12 protein-coding genes are annotated in these 14,638 nt (G+C 32.0%); 10 read left to right on the top strand and 2 right to left on the bottom strand.

Annotated features, from left to right (window positions below; translation table 11 throughout):
• Nucleotides 1-59 precede the first annotated feature (59 nt).
• From BO51_RS02535 to BO51_RS02495, 9 genes are all read left to right on the top strand, one after another.
• A complete protein-coding gene (locus BO51_RS02535; RefSeq protein ID WP_496483656.1) occupies nt 60-983 on the top strand; it encodes a PfkB family carbohydrate kinase in 924 nt (307 codons plus the stop codon).
• Between the two features lie 10 nt (nt 984-993).
• On the top strand, nt 994-2,064 hold the full coding sequence (locus BO51_RS02530) for a metallophosphoesterase (RefSeq protein WP_496483654.1): 1,071 nt from the start codon (nt 994-996) through the stop codon (nt 2,062-2,064).
• A 1-nt stretch (nt 2,065) separates the two neighbouring features.
• The gene (locus BO51_RS02525; RefSeq protein ID WP_496483652.1) at nt 2,066-4,420 is read left to right on the top strand and encodes an ATP-binding protein; all 2,355 of its coding nucleotides are present in this window, start codon (nt 2,066-2,068) and stop codon (nt 4,418-4,420) included.
• Nucleotides 4,421-4,438: 18 nt separating this feature from the next.
• Complete coding sequence (locus BO51_RS02520; protein WP_496483650.1) at nt 4,439-5,161, top strand: metallophosphoesterase; 723 nt, start codon at nt 4,439-4,441, stop codon at nt 5,159-5,161.
• Nucleotides 5,130-5,885 (top strand): glucosamine-6-phosphate deaminase, encoded by a 756-nt coding sequence (gene nagB / locus BO51_RS02515; RefSeq protein ID WP_463261187.1) that lies wholly within the window; start codon nt 5,130-5,132, stop codon nt 5,883-5,885. The genes BO51_RS02520 and nagB overlap by 32 nt, the downstream gene beginning before the upstream one ends.
• Nucleotides 5,870-6,412 (top strand): class IV adenylate cyclase, encoded by a 543-nt coding sequence (locus tag BO51_RS02510; RefSeq protein ID WP_463261188.1) that lies wholly within the window; start codon nt 5,870-5,872, stop codon nt 6,410-6,412. Before nagB ends, BO51_RS02510 begins: the two co-directional genes overlap by 16 nt.
• 200 nt (nt 6,413-6,612) lie before the next feature.
• Nucleotides 6,613-7,146, top strand: a complete 534-nt coding sequence (gene nuoE, locus BO51_RS02505) for an NADH-quinone oxidoreductase subunit NuoE (RefSeq protein ID WP_496483647.1) — start codon at nt 6,613-6,615, stop codon at nt 7,144-7,146.
• Nucleotides 7,146-8,888: an NADH-quinone oxidoreductase subunit NuoF gene (nuoF, locus tag BO51_RS02500; protein WP_496483645.1), complete on the top strand. Its 1,743-nt coding sequence runs from the start codon at nt 7,146-7,148 to the stop codon at nt 8,886-8,888. The genes nuoE and nuoF overlap by 1 nt, the downstream gene beginning before the upstream one ends.
• 17 nt (nt 8,889-8,905) lie before the next feature.
• Nucleotides 8,906-12,469: a molybdopterin-dependent oxidoreductase gene (locus BO51_RS02495; protein WP_496483643.1), complete on the top strand. Its 3,564-nt coding sequence runs from the start codon at nt 8,906-8,908 to the stop codon at nt 12,467-12,469.
• Nucleotides 12,470-12,513: 44 nt separating this feature from the next.
• Here the strand turns inward: BO51_RS02495 and rpsD are convergent, their stop codons facing one another.
• Both rpsD and BO51_RS02485 read right to left on the bottom strand, forming a co-directional pair.
• A complete protein-coding gene (rpsD, locus tag BO51_RS02490) occupies nt 12,514-13,113 on the bottom strand; it encodes a 30S ribosomal protein S4 (RefSeq protein WP_496483641.1) in 600 nt (199 codons plus the stop codon).
• Nucleotides 13,114-13,207: 94 nt separating this feature from the next.
• The gene (locus tag BO51_RS02485) at nt 13,208-13,705 is read right to left on the bottom strand and encodes an inorganic diphosphatase (RefSeq protein ID WP_496483640.1); all 498 of its coding nucleotides are present in this window, start codon (nt 13,703-13,705) and stop codon (nt 13,208-13,210) included.
• 132 nt (nt 13,706-13,837) lie between these two features.
• Here BO51_RS02485 and BO51_RS02480 point away from each other — a divergent pair, with 132 nt between their 5' ends.
• A complete protein-coding gene (locus BO51_RS02480) occupies nt 13,838-14,635 on the top strand; it encodes a M55 family metallopeptidase (protein ID WP_496483638.1) in 798 nt (265 codons plus the stop codon).
• The last annotated feature ends 3 nt before the right edge of the window (nt 14,636-14,638 follow it).

Below are 14,638 nucleotides of genomic sequence, written 5' to 3'. Positions count from 1 at the left end.
CAATCTAAGAATGGCATGTTATAGTATAATTATGGGTAATAATAGCTAGAGGTGATTGTATGATTTTGTCGATAGAATTTCTTCCGATATTTCAGAAACATTTAACATTAAAAAGATCAAGTATTAATGAATACAGTATTGTCAAGAGGGCTGAAAATGCAGTAGGACAAGGGATTGATTTTTGTTACATGTGTAAGATATTGGGCCAAGATTGCAAATTGTTATCTTTTATTGGCCAGGATAATTCAAGCCAACTATATTTAGATACATTAAATAAAGATGGCATTGATCACGTTACTGTCGAAATTAAAGATAAGATTAGAGAAAATTTAGCACTAAGATACCCTGATAAAGTGGAATTGATAAAAGATGATAATATGAGACTTACCAGTGATGAGATTAATAAGTTTTTTAAATTGGTATCTGATATAATTTTAGACTATAACATAGTTTTCTTGTCATACGACAACATCAATGTAATAGAAGACGAAGCGCTGAGATTTATCTTGAACAATGCATCAAAGAACAATATCAAATTGATTCTTAGATTAGATATGATAAATTATAAATATATACTTGGGACAGAACTGGATACGTGTTTAGTTGATGTGAATACGCTTGAAGAGATTCTTAATATTAAACTTTGCTCTAATAGCGAAATAATTAAAGCAGCTAATTATTTATTAGAACAAAATGTTAAAAGAGCTGTTGTAGTAATTAAAGATGACAATTACTTTTTAGTTAACCGGGAAAGAGTGTTTGAAATTGAGGTAAATTCACTGATAAAAGAATGCATTAATACAGGTTATTTAATGGCAGGTGTTGCAAATTCTATTAATAGAGAATATGATATTGAGATGATGATGAGATTGGCATTTGCTTGTGGACTTGTTAAGAGGGATGATCTTCATGAGACTAGTCTTGTCACAATTAAAGAAAATATGAAAAAAATCAATATAATATCCTATAATAATATTGAATAGAGGGATTGATATGATTAAGTTTATACATACCGCTGATATTCATTTAGGCACTAACTTCAAAGATTCATACTTTGGTGGGGAGATAGGTAATATCAGGAGAAAAGAACTGTGGGAAACATTTGAAAAATTAATTAATCAAGTTAAAAAACAGAGTATAGATCTCCTATTAATAGCAGGCGATTTATTTGAAAACGATACATTTACTTTTAAAGATTTTTTTAGATTGACTGGTAATTTAGAGAGTATTCCTTCAACTAAAGTGATAATAATTAGTGGCAATCATGATAAATTTCATTCGAATTCTTTTTATCTTACTGAACAATGGCCTGACAACGTGACGATTCTTGGGAAAAGTGGATTGGATAGCATATACTTTAGAGATTTAAATTTAAATGTAATCGGATACAGTTGGGATAACTATTCTAGAAAAGAGTCTTCTATAATCAATCAGATTGAGATAAAAAAAGATTCATCAAATATATTGGTGCTTCATGGAGATGATACTTCAGCTTATATGAATTTTGAATTTCAAAAACTTAAGGATTTAAATTTAGACTATGTTGCATTTGGACATATACATAAGCCAAAATTTATTTATGAAAACATGGCTTATTGTGGAAGCTTAGAACCATTAGACATTACTGAGACAGGGGACAGAGGCTACATTGAAGGAATAATTGGGGAAGAAAATACTTTTAAATTCATTCCATTTTCAAAAAGAAGATACCTAAGCTACAAGATATCAATTAATGAAGATATGAATTATCAAGATGTTGTAAATTCAATTATTAATAATGTAAGCCACAGCAATTTGGATTTTTTGATGCTAGAGATTAATGGAATAAAAGCAAGAGAATTTGACATCGATACACTTAAAGAGTATTTGAAAAGAGAATATTTCTATGTCGATGTAGTAGACAATAGTATTGAGGATTTTGATTTAGAAAGCTTAAGAGAATCATATAAAGACACATTGATTCAATATTATATTGACAGTTTTAATGACGATGAACTCATTGATCCAATAAATAAGAAAGCGCTGTATATTGGACTAAGTGCTTTATTACAAGGGGCTGAATGATTTGAAATTAAAGAAAATCATATTAACAAATTTTGGTAAATTCGAGAATTTCATTTTGGATCTTGATGATGGCTTAAATGTTGTGTATGGAAAGAATGAAGCTGGGAAATCCACAATTCAAGCTTTTATTCATGGAATGTTCTATGGTTTTCTTAAACCTGATGCTAAAAAGACAATTTATCTTGATGAATTAAAAAAATATGAGCCATTTGATAGAACAGACTATAGGGGAAGTATGCTATTCGAACACGAAAAGGTCTATTACAGGATAGAACGAACTTTTAAGAAAAACTCTGAAGATTTAAGAGTTTACAACGAAGTGACCGGAGAAGATATAACAAAAAAATTTGCAAATTCAGGAAATACGCGAATTATTCAACCTGGATTTTATTTCTTTAACATGGATTATACAACTTTCAAGAATACAATAAGTTTAGGACAGAATGAAGCCACAGTAGATAAGAAGATTTCTGAAAAATTAAGGGAAAGATTATCCAATAGCTATCAAACTAACAGCGAGAATATATCGTTGAATAATGCACTGAATTTACTTGAGAATAAGAGAAAAGAAATAGGCAGCATAAAAGCAAAAACTAGTGATTATGCGAAAATCATAGATAAAGTGGGAAAGAATGAGGAAAGGCTTAGAGAGATAAAAGCAAAAGAACAACAGTATGATGAATATCTAATTAAAAGATTAAATGTTATAAAAGAGATATCTGAATTAAATACATATATCGAAGAACTTAATTCAAATCTAGATAAAATTTATTATTATGAAAAATTTGAGAAGTATTTAAAGGCAAAAAAATTGGTTGACAATATAGCTCTAACAAGAGAAAAGATAGAAATAATTAATCCTATACTAGATATTTCCAATGAAGATATAATAGAGATTGAAAATATTGATAAAATTTTAGAAGGATATCAAAATGAATTAAATATGATCAATAGGGAGAAAGCTCAGATCATATCCAATATAAATGATATTGGATATGATGAGAATAGATATCTTAACTTAATTGAGTCGAAAGAGAAAATAAATAAATTAATTCAACTTGAGCCTAAGAAGGAAGTCAATAGTTTTGAAAAGGATATTGACAGAAAGACTAAGCAAAGGCTTAAATTCATTAATGTGTTGACTATTCTCTTTATAGCTATAGACACATCAATATCTGTTTATGCTTTTAATAAAAGGAATATGATTGCATTAATATCCATACAAGCAATTTGGGTTTTCATTCTTATATTACACGGATATAGGAAGAAAGTGCTCAAACAAATTGACATTTTAGATCAATATCAAAATGAAAAAAGCGATTATTTAGCTTTGTTGAAGCAAGAAGGATTTTCAGATGTTGAAGATTTGAAAGAGAAATTAGACGATATAATTTCAGAAATAAATCTTCTAGATCTAGACAAAAAAGATATTTATAGAATGAAGATGAGATTAAAGGATTTAGAAGATAAAGAGATATTAACTCAAAAAACCTTTGACAATTATAGACAGAAAATAGAAGAAATTTTATCTAAGCACGAAGTAAATAGCATTGAAGAGATATATCAAGCGTATGAAAAGCACAGAGAAAATAAGGTTTTAGAAAATGAATTGAGATTAAATGAAGATATTTTGAAAACTCTTTTAAAAACAGATAGTTTTGAAGAACTTGAAAACGAGTTTAATAATATCAAATCCATAAGTCAGCCATTAAATTACGATAAGAAAAGCGATTTAGAGACAGAACTTAGGAATAAAAGAAACGAACGTATGGAATTAGAAAAGAAACTTAGCAATTTAGAAGGAATTCTAAAGTCTACTGATAATTTATTCGAAGAAAAAATGTATATAGAGGAAGAAAATAAGGTGTTGAAGAATAAATTAGATGAATACGATTTAGAGCTTAAAGCAATTGAAATTGCTGAGAGCAAGATAAATAGAATTTCAGAAGATATTCATTCAAATTTTGCTCCAGAACTTAATCGAAAAATTGGTGAAAAGATTAATTTTATTACTAGCGGGAAATATTCTACTATAAAGGTTGACAAGGATATGTGTATGAAAGTATTAGAACCTAAAACCAACAAACTAATAAGTTTAGATAGATTAAGTTATGGAACTGTTGATCAAATAAACTTTGCGTTAAGATTAGCTTTGAGCGAGGAAATAGGTGCAGAAAAATTACCTGTAATTTTAGATGAACCCTTTGCACATTTCGATGATGAACGTTTAAAAAACACTCTAGATATGCTGAATAAAATAAAAGAAGAAAGGCAAGTCATTCTTTTTACTTGCCACAAAACTGAACAAATACTTCTCGAAAAAATGGAATGTGAAGTTAATTTTTTACAAATATGAAACGAATAGAGGTGTAAAATGATCTATGCAATAGGAGACTTGCACTTAGATGCGACAAAAAACAAACCAATGGACATATTTGGTGTAGAGTGGGAAAATCATGAACAAAAAATATTTCAGAATTGGATAGAAAATGTAAAAGACGATGATCTAGTATTGATACCCGGAGATATATCTTGGGCGTTAAAATTAGAAGAAGCCAAAGTAGATTTGATGAAAATAAACGACTTGCCTGGCGTAAAGGTTTTGATAAAAGGTAATCATGACTATTGGTGGAGTAGTGTAGCTAAATTAAATTCTCTAGGCCTTAATACAATACATTTTTTAAAAAATGATTCATATATATACGATGGAATAGCTATAGCTGGGACAAGAGCTTGGTCATCAAAGGATTCCGAGCTATTTACTGAAGATGACCTAAAAATATATAATAGAGAGTTGATGAGATTAGAGAAATCATTGACTACAATGCCTAAATCAGCAAAGCTTAAAATAGCAATGTTGCATTATCCTCCTTTCGATTTGAATTTAAAGCCCAATGATTTTTTTTATATGTTAAAAAAATATGAAGTAGACATATGTGTTTACGGACATTTGCATTCTCAAGGGCATAAATATGCAGTCGAAGGAGATGTGGAGGGCATAACGTGTTATCTTGTGTCAAGCGATTATTTAGATTTTAAATTAAAAAAGATTTGGAGTGATGATATTGAAAGTAATAGTAAAAGAGAATTACGATGAGATGAGTAAAGTTTGTGCACAAATGATTGGATCAAAAGTAAAAGAAAAACCTAACATCATATTGGGGCTAGCTACAGGTTCCACACCTATTGGAACGTATAAGGAGTTAGTAAAAATGTATAAAGAAGGCCAAATTGATTTTAGCAAAATAACAACATTCAATCTAGATGAGTATGTGGGATTGGATAAAGACAATCCTAATAGCTACTATTATTTCATGATGGAGAATCTTTTCAAGTGGATAAATATCGATTTGAAAAATGTAAATATCCCAGATGGAAAGGCTTTAGATTTAAGTAAAGAAGTGGAGGAATATGAGAATAGATTAGAAAAGTCAGGAGGAGTTGATGTTCAGCTATTAGGAATTGGTGGCAATGGTCATATTGCTTTTAATGAGCCTGGCGAATATTTAAATACTAAGACATCTGTTGTTGACTTAACTGAAGATACAATTATAGCTAATTCGAGATTTTTCAATTCACTTGACGATGTTCCCAAAAAAGCAATCTCTATGGGAATTGGTTCAATATTAAAAAGTAAAGAAATAATCCTATTAGCCAGTGGAAAAAGTAAAAGTAAAGCACTATTTGAATTTTTGACTAAAGACAGAATTACTACGTATCTACCTGTGTCTTTCTTGCATCTACATTCTAATTTAACTGTCATATGCGATAAAGATGCTTATTCTTTAGTGGAAGAGAGTTGCTTATGCAAAAAGAACTAGAAGTAAAAATACTAAATGTTGATTTAAATGAAGTTGAGAGGAAGGTAATTGATCAAGGAGGTACGCTCATTTCAGATGAGGAACAGGAGAATATTTTAATAGATTCCACAAAAAATCCAATTAAGTCTTACACCGATGCATATCTTAGAATAAGAGAGACTAAAGATAGGTTAAATTCAAAAACTGACTTAACTTTAACCCTTAAGAAGAACATTAAGAATGATGATTTGAGAGAAAACTTGGAGCTAAATGTTAAAATAGACTCCAAAGAGACAATGTTGACTTTGTTAAGAGAATTGGGATTTGACAAAATAAATATTGGATATAAGAAAAGAAAGGTATATGAATTTAGGGATGCACAAATATTCTTCGATATTTGGGATGAAGCAACATACCCTTACCCCTATATTGAAATAGAGGTAGGAGATGAGAGCAAGCTATACGAAATACTTGATCTATTAGACATAGATAGAAGCAAAATTAGTCTAAAGTCTATTGTAGAATTGCAGAATGAATTAAAGAAGTAAACATAAAACCCTTTTTATCTACTATAATCACAATTTCGATAAAAAGGGTTTTGTGTAAATATTGAAAAAATAATTACATTTTTGTAAACAAAGTTATATAATTAACAAAGAAGAACAAGTAGCTTTATTTATTGTTTATTTTCTAACTATAATATATAATGCTATTGAAGGCTAATATCTTTTGTAAAGGAGTTGGTATTGTGGAGTGCTGTGGTGCTAAAGATTTAAAAAAACACTTCAGAGACGAAGAAGTAGATCTAAGATTGATGGATGAAATCTTAGACAAGTACAAAAATGTACCGGGAAGTTTGATAACTATTTTACAGCATACGCAGGAAATTTACGGGTATCTTCCATTATCTGCTCTAGAACATATTTCTAGAGAGACTGGGATTCATACATCACAAATCTATGGAGTTGCAACTTTTTACACACAGTTTAGGCTAAAACCGGTAGGAGACAATTTAATAATGCTTTGCAAAGGCACAGCATGCCATGTAAATGGCGCAGACAGAATAGAAGAAGCTATCAATGAAGAATTAGGAATTAGAAATGGAGAGACAACTGAAGACAATGTATTTACACTAAATAATGTGGCATGTCTAGGATGCTGCAGCTTATCACCTGTAATGATGATTAACGGAATAACATATGGTAGTTTGACACCCGATAAAGCTAAAAACATATTGAGGGAAATAAAAGAAGCTACATTACAAAAAAGAGGTGAAAAGTAATGAAAGTAGTAGTTGGCTTAGGAAGTTGTGGTATAGCTGCTGGCGCAAAAAAAGTATACGATAAATTAAAAGAACAAGTAGACCAAGGATTAGATATAAAGCTCGACATAACAGGATGTGTCGGGATGTGCCATTTAGAGCCTATAGTCGATATATATTATGATGATGGCAAATTTGATAGATTTGTTAAAGTAATGGACGATGAAATACTTGATTTAGTAAATAAAGCAATGAATAAAGACATAATTACAGAAAAAAAGATTTCAAATGAAGATGAAGAAGCATTAAACAAACAAGTTAGGATTGCGATAGAAAATTGCGGAGTAATAAATCCCGAAAGAATTGAAGAATACATAGCTAGGGGAGGGTACAAAGCTCTTGAGAAATGCCTGACTCAATTGTCACAAGACGACATAATAGAAGAGATTAAGGTATCCGGACTAAGAGGCAGAGGTGGAGCTGGATTTCCAACATGGTTTAAATGGAATGCTGCTAAGATTGAGAAAGAAACACCTAAGTATATGGTATGCAATGCAGACGAAGGCGATCCAGGTGCTTTTATGGATAGATCCGTCCTTGAAGGAGATCCACATAGGGTATTAGAAGGCATGATAATTGGTGGGTATGCAATCGGAGCTCAAGAGGGAATTATATATGTAAGAGCTGAGTATCCACTTGCAATAAAGAGACTTGAAATAGCAATACAACAAGCTAAAGAGAAAGGTTACTTAGGGGAAAATATCCTAGGAACAGGATTTAATTTTGATATTAGAATAAAAGCAGGTGCTGGGGCATTTGTATGTGGAGAAGAGACTGCATTAATAGCTTCATTAGAAGGAGAAAGAGGTATGCCAAGGATCAAACCACCTTTTCCTGCACAAAAAGGATATTGGGGAAAGCCTACAAATATAAACAATGTAGAGACATTTGCAAATGTGCCTTGGATTATTAGGAATGGTGGAAAAGCTTTTGCAAGTTTTGGCACTGATAAATCGAAAGGTACAAAAGTATTTGCATTGACTGGTAAGATAAAAAAAGGCGGACTTGTAGAAGTGCCAATGGGTATTCCAATTAAAGATATAATATATGACATAGGCGGCGGAATATTAAACGATAAGAAATTCAAGGCTGTTCAGATGGGAGGACCATCTGGAGGATGTGTTCCTGCATTTTTAGAGGATGTGACAGTAGATTATGAATCTTTGACGAAAGTAGGAGCTATAATGGGCTCTGGTGGAATGGTCGTAATGGATGAAACCACATGCATGGTTGACATGGCTAGATTTTTCTTAGATTTTACTAGAAAAGAATCTTGTGGCAAATGTGTCCAATGTAGACTTGGGACAAAGAGAATGCTTGAAATACTCGAAAGAATTGTTGATGGAAATGGAAGAGAAGGAGACATTGAATTACTTGAGAGATTGGCGGTTGAAGTAAAAGATGGTTCACTTTGCGGACTTGGTCAAACCGCTCCAAATCCAGTATTGAGTACGATTAGATACTTTAGAGATGAGTATGAAGCACATATAAGAGACAAGAAATGCCCTGCAAAATCATGTAAACCTTTAATTCATTATGAAATAGCAGACAATTGTATTGGATGTGGAGTTTGTAGAAGAAATTGCCCAGTTGGAGCAATAAGTGGAAAAGTTAAAGAAATTCACATCATTGATCAAGAAACCTGTATAAAATGTGGGAAATGCTATGAAGTATGTAAATTTGATGCTGTAAATATATTATAAGAAGGTAGGGGTGAAATATGTCTTTAATTCATTTGAACATAGATGGAAAAGAAGTAGTTGGTAGGGAAGGACAGACTATATTGCAAATCGCTAGAGAAAACAATATAGATATCCCTACTTTATGCTATGATGAGAAAGTTGAAATATACGGTTCTTGTGGACTATGTGTTGTTGAAGTTGAAGGGAATCCTAAACTTCTTAGATCATGTGCTACTATGGCTAGTGAAGGGATGGTAGTTACTACTAATTCAGAAAGAGTTTTAAGCTCAAGAAAAAATACACTTGAATTACTTTTATCTGATCACACTGGAGATTGCAGACCACCATGTGTACTAGCTTGCCCTGGTAATACAGATTGTCAAGGATATGTTGGCTTAGCTGCAAATATGGAATTTAAAGAAGGACTAAAGCTTATTAAGGAACAATTGCCATTGCCTGCTAGTATTGGTAGAGTATGTCCACATCCATGCGAAGATGCATGTAGAAGACAACTCGTTGAAGAACCAATTTCGATAGCTTATATGAAAGCATTTTTAGCGGATTTGGATCTTAACAGCGATGATGTTTATATCCCAGAAATTCCAGCGCCAACAGGAAAAAAAGTTGCAGTGATAGGTGGTGGACCTGGAGGATTATCATGTGCATATTTTTTAAGAACTTATGGGCATGAAGTGGATATATATGATCAAATGCCTCAAATGGGTGGAATGCTTAGATACGGGATACCTGAATATAGGTTACCATCTCATGTAATTGACAAAGAAGTCGAAACCATTGAAAAAATGGGCGTTAAGATGATAAACAATATCAAAATCGGTAGAGATTTGGACTTGGATTTTGTAAGGAATAATTATGATGCTGTTTATGTTTCTATTGGTGCGTGGAAGAGCTCTAGCTTGAGAGTACCAGGAGAGGAACTAGAGGGAGTAATGGGTGGAATTGACTTCTTAAGGAAAGTCACTATAAATGAACCTCTTGCAATAGGAAATAGAGTAGCTGTTGTCGGTGGCGGAAACACTGCAATGGACGCTGCTAGAACTGCAGTGAGATTGGGAGCAAAAGAAGTATATGTTTTATATAGAAGAACAGAAGCTGAAATGCCAGCAGAGGAAATTGAAATCAAAGAGGCTAGAGAAGAAGGAGTAGAGTTTAAATTCTTGGTTGCACCTCTTGAAATAATTGGCGAAAATGGGAAAGCAACTAGGATAAAATTGCAAAAGATGATGCTGGGTGAAGAAGATGCTTCAGGGAGAAGAAAGCCAATACCAATAGAAGGCGAGTTTGAGTTTATAGACATAGATTTAGTAATTGGTGCAATTGGTCAGGAATCAAGCCTTGAAGGTTTTGAAATAATCGAAAAAACAAGAAAAGGTACTATCGCAGCTGATGAAAATGCTTTTACTACAAATATTGAAGGCGTATTTGCAGGGGGAGATGTCATAAATCAAGGAGCTAACATAGCAATAAAAGCTATTGGAGATGCTAAGAAAGCCTCAAAAGTGATCAACTCTTTCTTAGAAGGTAATTTAGTACCTTATAGAAAACCATATGTTGTAGAGAGAAAAGATTTTTCTAAAGAAGATGTTAAAGACAAAGAAATAAAATACAGATCTAAAATGAGACATCTATCTGCTGAGGAAAGAAAAGATAATTTCAGAGAAGTAAACTTAGGATTTTCAATAGAAGAAGCAGTGGAAGATGCTAAGAGATGCTTAGAATGCGGTTGCCACGACTATTTTGAATGTAAACTCTACAAATATGCGAATGAATATGATGTAGAACCAGAAAAATATGATGGTGAAAAACATCACAGAGAAGAAAAAGACAATCATCCATTCATAGTGAGAAATGCAGATAAATGTATTTTGTGTGGACTGTGTGTAAGAATTTGCGACCAAGTAATGGATAATGGCGCACTAGGGTTAGTAAATAGAGGTTTTGATACTATAGTAAAACCTTCTATGGAATTAGATTTAGCAGAAACTTCCTGCATTTCTTGTGGACAATGTGTTGCAGCTTGTCCAGTAGGAGCATTGCAAGAACGACTCCAAATTGAGAAATCTGTACCAGTGGAAACCGAGGAAACTAAAACAATTTGTTCATATTGTTCTGTTGGCTGTAATATTAATCTTACTACAAGAGGAAATATGCTTTACAGGGCATTACCTGAAGAAAATAACGAAGTGGATAATGGATTGCTTTGTGCTAAAGGAAGATTTGGGTACAATATCGCAAAACAAAACAAGAGATTAATAAACCCACTTTTGAAAGTAAATGGAGAGTTTAAGGAAACGACATTTGAAGAAGCTTTATTAGTTACTGCTAAGAAACTTCAATCTACTCGAGCTAAATACGGAGCAGACTCAATTGCGATTGCTATATCTGATAGATATACAAACGAAGAGATATATCTAGCTAAAAAGTTGGCTAAAGATATATTAAAGACAGATAACATTACCTCTTTTAACAGAAATTATGGAGGAATAGAAGAAGTTATAGGTGTAGATGCTTCAACTAGTACATTTAGCGAATTAGAGAATGCTGACTTTATTTTAGCTGTAGGAACAAACATGATGAAAAACCATACTATCGCTGCACTAAAAGTAAAAAATGCTGTTGAAAAAGGTGCTAAATTAGTAACTATAAATGATTCCTATGATCAAATAAATGATTGGGCTAAGTTAAATATAACTCCAGAAAATAATTTAGATATTCTAAAACAGATATTAAAAGCAATAATTGATCTAGGATATGAACCAAAGAATGCAGATGGATTTATAGAGCTTAAATATAGCTTAAATGGTATTGTTGCCAATGATGAAATTATCAGCTTATCAAAAGATTATACTTCAAGCAAGAAAGCTATAATAGTATTTGATGAAAACAATATAACTCCTGAAGCTGAAAGACTCATAGCAAGCATAGCTGTTGTTTCTGGGCAAATAGGAAAAGCTAGAAGAGGAATAATTCAACTGAAACCTAAAAATAACAGTCAAGGATTAGCTGATCTTAAAATAGACAAGCCTAACGCTGAAATTAAAAATATGATTGAAAACAATACAATCAAAGCGATGCTTATACTTGGAGAAGACATTGAAGGGCTACCTCTAGAAAAATTAGAATTTTTAGCTGTTAGTGATCTTTACTTGACAACTACTGCCCAAAAAGCAGACTGTGTAATTCCAGCTGTAAGTTATGCAGAATCAAAGGGTACTTTCACTAATAGTGAAAGAAGGATACAAAAATTACATGCAGCTATCCCAGCGCTATCAGGACATCAGAATTGGGAAATAATATATGCTATGATGCAAATATTAGGCGAAACCAAAAAATACAATTCTGTGAATGAAGTTACTATTGATATGGCAAGAGAAGCATATAATTACTTCGGTTTTGAAGACCTTGGAGAAAGCGCAATATGGCCATTAAATTCCAATGGAGTATTCATGAATGATGGATTTATGTTTGAAGATAAAAAAGCTAAATTGAAAGCTGTAGAAAATGGAAAATTGTTTGAACCTAAAGAAACTACTGACTATGTAGAAAAAGAATTTAAAGAAAAGTATGCAGTTATTTGCTAAAAAATACTGAAGCAACAAAAAAGTAGAGCTGATATCATTCAGCTCTACATTGCTTTTGAATAGTATTCTACGACCAATTGATCTTCAATTTCAATCGGGATTTCTTCTCTGTTTGGCATTCTTTCAAGCACTACGGACATATTCGTCTCATTTTTAGTTAAATAAGGCAATGAGTTTAATAAATTACTTTCAAAATTATTTCTGAAAAGCTCTATTGACTTAGATTTTTCTTTTAAACTCACTACATCTCCAACAGATAGAAGATATGAAGGTATATCAATCTTATTGCCATTTACCAATATATGGCCATGAACTACCATTTGTCTAGCTTGCCTTATTGAACTTGCAAACCCAGCTCTATATACAACATTGTCCAATCTTGTTTCTAAGAGTTTAACTAGAGCATGACCAGTTTGTTCAGAAGATTTTTTTGCCAATTTTACATATCTGACAAATTGCTTCTCCATAACACCGTAATAAGCTCTTAATCTTTGCTTTTCTAATAATTGTCTTCCGTATTCTGACAATTTTTTGTCTGCTCTTGAACTGCCCTTTTGTGCTCGATCCATTGCCTTAGGATGACCACATACATTAAGCCCCAATCGTCTCGATTGCTTAAACCTTGGTTGCTTCATATTTGCCATTAAATTATCAACTCCCTAAAAAATTGCCGCGATAATTTAAACCGGTTTTATTATAGCATATGAAGTCAAATTTGTAAATGATAACTATTATCATCTAATTCTCATCTTTTGATTTTTTGTATGCTTCTATTGATCTTTCAATAGCTTTTATAGCTTCATCAATTCCAGCCCAACCACCAACAATTACTTCTTTTCCTTCCAATCTCTTGTACTCTTTAAAAAAGTGCTCAAACTCCTTTCTTAAGTGTGAACCCATGTCATCGATTGATTTCATATCCTCAAATCTTGGATCATTTAAAGGAACTGCTATTATTTTTTCATCTTTTCCCTTTTCATCCTCCATCATAAACATTCCTATAACTCTAGCGGTTATTAAACAACCTGGAAAAGTTGGATGAGCTAAAAGAACCATGATATCAATTGGATCTCCATCTTCTGCTAATGTATCCGGTATATATCCGTAATCTGTTGGATAAAACATTGGGGAAAACAATGCTCTGTCAAGTTCAAATACCTTGTATTCTTTGTTATATTCATATTTATTGCTACTACCTTTTGGTATTTCAATGAAAGCTTTTACTATGTAATCCATAAATTACCTCCTAATAAATCATTGTAGTTACTTATTATATCAGATATATTTTATTTTTACAGTAATAATTATAGCAATTAATTTAAATCTGTTATATTATTTAGAGTATAGAAATAAAGGGGTGATTAAAGAATGAAAGTATATATAAGCGCAGATATTGAAGGGATTACGGGAACTACAACTTGGGATGAGACAGAAAAAAAAGAACCATCTTATATTAGTTTATCATCACAAATGACTAAGGAAGTAAATGCATGTTGTGTTGCCCTTAACAAAATGGGAGCTGATGAGATAATTATAAAAGATGCTCATGACAGCGGCAGAAATATCGACCATAATTATTTACCTAAAAACACAAAGCTCATAAGATCATGGAGTGGGAGTATTTTTTCTATGGTAGAAGGATTGGATGAAAGCTTTGATGCAATTCTCTTTGTTGGTTATCACTCACCTGCATCTTCATCGAGCAATCCTTTATCACATACAATGAGCCTTAAAGTCTCTAAAATAACCATAAATGGACAAATTGCGAGTGAATTTTTAATTCATGCATATATTGCAGAGTATTTTAAAGTTCCAATTGCATTTTTATCTGGAGATAAAGGGCTTTGTGATGAAGTAAAAAAATACAACTCAAATATATCCACCGTTGCAGTTAAAGAAGGAATAGGCAATTCTACTATTAATATTCACCCAGAACTGGCATTAGAACTTATTGAAGAAAATGTAAGAGAAGTTTTTAGCAATTCTCTCATAAACAATAACAAGGAATTACCAAAGTACTTTACAATTGAGGTTGAATATTATAACCATTGTGATGCTTATAGATACTCAATGTACAAAGGAGTTTCTAAAATAAATGAAAAATCGATACGGTTTGAATCCGATGACTATATTGAGGTTTTGAGATTTATAAATTTTTCCTTATAGGAA

The organism is Soehngenia saccharolytica DSM 12858 (assembly GCF_059568515.1).
This window is presented reverse-complemented; position numbering and strand designations above follow the sequence as displayed.

Coding starts and splice junctions, on each gene's coding strand:
- BO51_RS02485 (WP_496483640.1), bottom strand. CDS start 13,705: ATGGATTACATAGTAAAAGCTTTCATTGAAATACCAAAAGGTAGTAGC.
- BO51_RS02535 (WP_496483656.1), top strand. CDS start 60: ATGATTTTGTCGATAGAATTTCTTCCGATATTTCAGAAACATTTAACA.
- BO51_RS02520 (WP_496483650.1), top strand. CDS start 4,439: ATGATCTATGCAATAGGAGACTTGCACTTAGATGCGACAAAAAACAAA.
- rpsD (WP_496483641.1), bottom strand. CDS start 13,113: ATGGCAAATATGAAGCAACCAAGGTTTAAGCAATCGAGACGATTGGGG.
- BO51_RS02480 (WP_496483638.1), top strand. CDS start 13,838: ATGAAAGTATATATAAGCGCAGATATTGAAGGGATTACGGGAACTACA.
- BO51_RS02495 (WP_496483643.1), top strand. CDS start 8,906: ATGTCTTTAATTCATTTGAACATAGATGGAAAAGAAGTAGTTGGTAGG.
- BO51_RS02530 (WP_496483654.1), top strand. CDS start 994: ATGATTAAGTTTATACATACCGCTGATATTCATTTAGGCACTAACTTC.
- nuoF (WP_496483645.1), top strand. CDS start 7,146: ATGAAAGTAGTAGTTGGCTTAGGAAGTTGTGGTATAGCTGCTGGCGCA.
- BO51_RS02510 (WP_463261188.1), top strand. CDS start 5,870: ATGCAAAAAGAACTAGAAGTAAAAATACTAAATGTTGATTTAAATGAA.